This window comes from Helicobacter equorum (assembly GCF_900198655.1).
Classification (GTDB): domain Bacteria; phylum Campylobacterota; class Campylobacteria; order Campylobacterales; family Helicobacteraceae; genus Helicobacter_F; species Helicobacter_F equorum.
Map to the genome: position 1 here is coordinate 1 of NZ_FZPO01000038.1, position 4,822 is coordinate 4,822.

General features: G+C 34.4%; 3 protein-coding genes. All 3 read left to right on the top strand.

What is annotated here, in order from left to right; genetic code table 11:
- On the top strand, nt 1–313 hold a 313-nt coding region (locus tag C6H22_RS06440), incomplete at its 5' end, for an NAD(P)/FAD-dependent oxidoreductase (protein WP_158654649.1).
- Nucleotides 314–555: 242 nt separating this feature from the next.
- Nucleotides 556–699 carry a hypothetical protein gene (locus C6H22_RS08660; protein WP_158654650.1) on the top strand — a complete coding sequence of 48 codons (144 nt, stop codon included), beginning with the start codon at nt 556–558 and terminating at the stop codon, nt 697–699.
- A 61-nt stretch (nt 700–760) separates the two neighbouring features.
- On the top strand, nt 761–4,822 hold a 4,062-nt coding region (locus C6H22_RS08765), incomplete at its 3' end, for a putative barnase/colicin E5 family endoribonuclease (protein ID WP_459178037.1).

Genomic DNA, 4,822 nt, shown 5'->3' on the forward strand with positions numbered 1-4,822 from the left:
TAATAGCGGTGTAACGGGTGTAACAATCAAAAATATCCAAAGCGGAGCTGTGCAAGATTTGGCAGTATTTGGTGTTTTTGTATTTGTGGGTTATGATGTAAATACACAGATTCTCAAACAACCTGATGGCAGTATGCTTTGTGAATGTGATGAGTGGAATAGCATAAAGGTAGATCTATCTATGAAAACCAGTGTCCCTGGGCTTTTTGCTGCTGGTGATGTGCGTGTACAAGCCCCAAAACAAGTCGTATGTGCCGCTGGTGATGGTGCTACCGCCGCACTCCAAGCTATCGCTTACCTTGAGCACCATTAATACCATAAAACAGGTATTGCAAACTTCTTGCGATACCTGCTATAGTTTCTATTCTAGTTAGATTCTCTCTTATCCTTTCGGTTTACTTTTACAAAAAGCACCAAAATTATTACGAGCTATTGCGATATCTGCATACATCATAAAAGACTTTCTTTTGTAATTGTTTTGAGACAATCTCTATATCTTTGATTTACAAAGAAATACAGATGAAAAACTTGTCATCTTGGGGTTAAACGTTGCATATGGCACTTAGTGAAATATATATAGATTCTAAAGAGGCTTTGAAAGCCTATATGCAAAAAGACTATAAAAAGCTTGTGAGTGTGACAAAATGTATGGATGCATGGCTCTTGGGGATATGTATTGCAAAGAAGAAGATGGTGTAAAAAAGATTATCTCAAAGCAATACAATTTATTGAAAAGCTTGTAATAGTGGGCTAAAAAAGAATGCAAGATACCAAGAGCGATTTAGAACAATTAATAACACCGACATTTTTCAAAGAGGGCAAACCACTTAGCGAGGCGGATATTTATGATTTTATAGAAAATCTCATCACTAAAGGCGAGGCAAGTGCTAATACAAGCAAGGTTATAGACTTACTCCCAGAGCTAAGAAATAAAGAGAGAACCTATAATGCCTTTAATAATCAAAGCACACAAACAAAAGAACCACAACAACTCTTAGTAAGCAAAGAGAACCTACATACTAAACCTAAAGCACAAGAATCAAGCCTTTTTGATTTAGGACCTAAAGAAAAACTACAAACAGAGGCAATCAAGCAATATTTACAAGCATTCTCAAAACACCTAAGCGATCAAGCAAAACAACAAATACCAAGTGTGCTAAAAGAAATAGATTCTTTTACAAATATTAATGATATTGTGCAATATACAGGTGCATTTAAAAAAGAAATACAGCAATTTATCCCATACCTTGAAACAAAAGAGAAACTAGAGCAAGTGTTGCAAACACCAAAACTTCAAAGAGACCCCAAAGAGAATCTAGAAGTCAGTATTACACGCATTGATGAAAAACCATCAAAAATACATCTTGGGTTTGATGAAAAAGGTTATATCCCTTATGATACACATATCGCAGAGGAATTTTTAAAACAGCCGACAACAAATAAGGATACAAGCACACTTATTGATACATTGATCAAAGGAGCATACAAAAAGGCTCAAAAAGATCTCTCTGATAAATATTTACTCGATTTAACTGGAAGTAAAATTGACTTTGGAGAAGACATAACATTATTGAATGGTAGAGAACTATATTACAAAGACAAACAAATCAATAATGAATACAGATCACCAAACGTATTGATAAACACAGCCAAAAAACTAAAAGAAGGATTAACTGATAGCGATTTGTATTTGGCACACGCAAATAAGGATAATCTAGCAAACTACCATTATTCATATAATTTATTGAATGAATATCTTGAGGATATTTCTTTATTAAGTGATTGGGGCTTGGTAGATTTGCTAGTAGATAAAAGCATTAAGCAACCATTTAATCAAGCACTAGATAAAGCGTTTAAAGCAAATGGAGAACCTTTTGGAGTGCTTTGGAATAATGAAGCCACCAAAAAGAACCTAGAACAAAACTTAGCAGATTATGGGATTTCAATAAACCCAAAAGATTTTTTTGTAGGAAAAAATGCCATTGATTTTTTACTTGATAAGCAATCAGGATATATACAAAGTGCATTCCACAAAGAGAACTTAGGGGATATTGATCTTGTTTGGGGTGAAATAACAGATCCTAAAAATCATAAAGGCTATGGATTGGCACACATACTAGATAAGCACCCAGATTTTGATATAAGATTAATCCCTGAAATTATAGAAAAAGGCAATTTAATCAACCAAAACAATATAAGGTATCGTATTGAAAAAGATAATTATGTAATAGGATTGAGTGCAGAATATAAAGGAGATAAAAGAAACTTTATCATTACAGCTTTCGAAAAAAACAAGGACAAGAGAGACACTTTCACCGAACACCCTTTTACTTCTACTTCGGACAATGCAGTAAAAAACCTTGATAAAAAAGAGAATGCGGAAAGTTTATATGCATCTTCCGCAATCACAAAAGGCGAGACTCTGCCTTTAAACTCTAAAGCCAATTCTACCAAAAAAGAACAATCAAAACAACATAAGGGACAAGAGGAGCTAAAAAATATCTTTGATGAGTTTGAACAACAAGACAAGACACTACAAGATAAAGCAAAGCTCTTAAAAGAACACAAAGAGGATTTAAGAAGCAAAGATTTGGTAGGTAGTGAAAAATGGGAGGACTTAATAAAACAACAAAGCTTACTCATAGATGAGGAAAGCCAAATACTTGAGAGAGCCTATAAAAAAGCCAAAAGACTTATGCCACATTTTTCAAGCTATGAGGAAATATTGCAATACGAACCCATTAACAGCGTTAGCTTAAGGCTACTAAAAGAAAATGTTAATGAGATTATGGATAAAGAAATAAGAGCTTTGCAAGATACCAGCATAACTAAAGCAGATTTCAAACAAGCTTTAGATGAGTTTAATACATTCTACAAAGAATATAGAGATTATCATAAACCTTTGTATTATGAATTTGAGACTAAATTTGGTTTCTACACAAGAGAATTTAATAAAAACAAGCTATCAAACGCTAAAGATGTAGAAATGTTTAAAAAATATTTTTTAGACAAAAAACCCTCAGCATTTAACGATAAGCTAAAACAAGTATATGAAACAATACAACAATACAATCAATTAGAATTGCAAAATCGACAAAGAATACACGATAGCAAAGAAAGTGAGCTAATCAAAAGCAAAGCTATTGAGATTAAAGAACAATTAAATAACAAATATAAAAACTCGATTCAAAAGCAGGAAATAAGCAAACAAAGTGAGAATCCACACGCACAGAATTTGGACCAAAAAAGGACAAAAGGCAAAATACCAGATGAAATAAAAGGCGACACCACGAACTTGTCCGCTTATAGTGGTCTAGGTGATAAAGCAACAGGAGAGCTAAAGCAAGAAATAGAAAACTTGCGCAAAGAAATCAATGATTTGCAAAAAAAGCGTATTGATGAGGAAGAAGCACATCCAAAAGCCAAAGAGCTTGATAGATTAAGAGATGAATATTATGATGAGTTTAGTAAAGCTCAAACAAAAGAGCAAAAAGAGATTATAAGAGAAAAATATTATAGCAAGATTGATCCACTAGCAAATGAAATAGATAATGAACTGCCAAGCCATAAAAAAATAATTGAGAAGCAAAAAGAGCTTAATAACGCACAAGAAATATTAGAAGCAAAAGAAAAAGCCATACAAGAAGCAAAGCTAAAAGCAGACCCAAAAATGCTAGAAAAAGAATATAACGCACGAAGTGCTAGGGCGTCGCTAACTACTATACGCAACAACCCTGAAGATGTGCTTAGCGAAGAAAGGTATTTTGACAATGCTAGACTTTTGGATAAGAATTTTAGAGCAAATACACATAGATGGGCTAGAGAAAACGGGCTTAAAGATGAAATAAACACAGCAAGAAGATTCATAATCGGAGAAGCGGAAAGAAATGAAGCCATACAAAGAGCTACTGAGCTACAAGGTGAGCTGATAACAAAGCAGAGAAATTATTTTTCTGCTAAATTGGCAAAGCAAAGAGCGGAGCTAGAAAAAGAGCTTGATATAACACCGATTAAAGAGTTTGGCACAAATTACGCTGAGTTCTATCACGCTGGGGGCGATGCTGTTAAAAAGCTTTTGCTTGAAAAACAGGGGCAAGTCGCGGGGGCGTTTTATAAAGATGGCTTAGGGGATATTGATGTCGTTTGGGGGGATTCTAACTTCGGCTTAAAACATATTTTAGACAAGCACGGGGGCGAGTTTAAAGACATAGCAAAAGAGTTAGATGCGATTGTAGAAAATGGGGCGGTAGTAAAAACACATAATGGCTACAATATCACTTTAGGTGATTATAAAGTAGGTTTAAATATAGGGTGGAATGAAAATGGTGTAAAAATAGGAGAAAATAAATGGGTAGTTACTGCATTTGATAACTCTAAATTACAGAGCGAGAAGCAAGGTAGCAACTCTGCTTCTTTTACAAAAGGCGAGACTCTGCCTTTAAACTCTGAAGACATTATACCACAAACACAATCTAAAGCAACCACACAAGAGACCACAAACACACAAGGACCACAAACATTTAATCCAACTAAGTTTGTATTAGGCTTTGCAGATGAGTTAGCAGGGTTTGGTATTCTAACACGCACAAGAGCGTTAAGCAAGATTGATGATTATGTGCAAAGACAACTTAGTAAAAATCAAGACTTAGCAAACAATCCAGCAGAGCTTGAGAGAACTCTTAGAAATGATATGAACTCTAAGATAAATCAAGCAAAACAAAGACTAAAGGCAGAGGAAAACAAGGGCATACATAACGCTAATGAAGTGGATTTTAAAAATCCACCAAAAGAGCGAACATTGTTTGATTTTCTTGATGAGGAC